Annotated in this window: 1 protein-coding gene; it reads right to left on the bottom strand. The window is 78.9% G+C overall.

From position 1 onward, the window contains the following. Positions 1-17: 17 nt before the first annotated feature. Positions 18-1,151, bottom strand: coding sequence for an alkaline phosphatase family protein (locus tag GTW08_RS30770; RefSeq protein ID WP_073576617.1), 1,134 nt, complete (start codon positions 1,149-1,151; stop codon positions 18-20). Positions 1,152-1,407: the final 256 nt, after the last annotated feature.

The following is a 1,407-nucleotide window of genomic DNA, read 5'->3' as shown; positions in this document are numbered from 1 at the left end:
GCCGGGGTAGCGCGGGGTCACGCCGCGGAGTGCACCAGCAGGGGCACGAGCTGCTCGGCCGTGGTGAACGAGCCGTGCTGGCCGGGCAGCGTGGACAGGAACGGCTCCGCCTCGCTCCGGACCACCGCCGCCGTCCCGTGCAGCGCGGCGACGACGTCGCCGACCCGGTCGAGCACCCGGTCGGTGACCGGCCCGAACCAGCCCCGGGCCACCGCCTCCTCCCGGCTGACGACGGCGGCGTCGGCTCCGAGCACCGCCTGCCAGGCGGCCAGCGCGTCGGCCGCCGCCCCGGGCTCGGCGTAGACGTGCCGGGCGCGCGGGTCCCCGCCGAGCAGCGCCACGCCGTCGGACAGCGCCGGGGTGGTGTCGGCGTCGACGGTCCGGTCGACGGTGACCATGCCGTGGTCGCCGGTGACCGCCAGCAGGGTCCCCGCGGGCAGTGCCTCCAGCAGCATCGCGAGCAGCGCGTCGACCTGGCGCAGCTGCCAGCGCCACGCCGGGCTCCCGGGGCCGTACAGGTGGCCGACCTTGTCCAGGTCGGCGTGGTAGCCGTAGACCAGCCGCGGACCGGGGCCCTCCACCCCGGCGAGGATCTCCACGGCCAGGTCGCCCAGCGCGGCCACCCCGCGGTACTCGCCACCGCGCAGCCCCGACCGGGTCAGCCCGGACGTCCGGAACTCCAGCGGCGACACCGACCGGACCGCGACGCCCGCCGCCGCGGCCCGCTCCAGCACGGTCGGCTCCGGCTGCACCCGCTCCGGGACGAGCCGCTCCCTCAGATCCCGGCGGCCCGAGGACCAGCCCAGCGCGTCGAGCAGCTCGCCGTCGACGCGGAACCGCAGCCCGAGCGTGCCGTGCGCGCCCGGCGGCAGCCCGGTGCCGAGCGAGGTCAGGCTGATCGGGGTGGTCGAGGGGAACCCGACGGTGAGCGGTCCGGCGTCGGCGAGCCCGGCCAGCACCGGCGCGTCGGCGGCGTGCGCGTGCAGCAACTCGTGGCCCAGCCCGTCGACGAGCAGCAGCACCGCCGCCCCTGCCCGCGGGAGCCCGAACGCGGGCGGCCGGTCGTCGAGCGGGGCGCCGATCGCGTGCAGCAGGGCGGGTAGGACGTCGGCCAGCGTCGCCGAGCCGTAGCGGGGGAGGACCTCGGGCATGCCCCGGAGTCTGCCCGGCGGGACCCGTGCGGACCACGCCGATCGGGCAGGTGCGGGTGTCGACCCGCGGCGGCCGGGGATGGAAGGCTCCCGGAGGTGACCGCCGCCCGGACCGACCCCGACCGTCCCTCCGCCACGACCCCCTCGGGCCCGGCGGACCGGCGGCTCCCGGACGGCTTCCGGGTGGTGCTCGACCGTCGCACCCGGCGGCTCGACGGCGGCGCGGCGCTGCTCGGCGGCGCCCCGCCCCGGCTGG

Origin of the sequence: Pseudonocardia sp. SID8383 (genome assembly GCF_009864975.1) — a bacterium.
Lineage (GTDB): Bacteria > Actinomycetota > Actinomycetes > Mycobacteriales > Pseudonocardiaceae > Pseudonocardia > Pseudonocardia alni.
The sequence above is the reverse complement of the archived record's forward strand: the minus strand, read 5'-3'. Positions and strand labels throughout refer to the sequence as shown.

Coding starts and splice junctions, on each gene's coding strand:
- GTW08_RS30770 (WP_073576617.1), bottom strand. CDS start 1,151: ATGCCCGAGGTCCTCCCCCGCTACGGCTCGGCGACGCTGGCCGACGTC.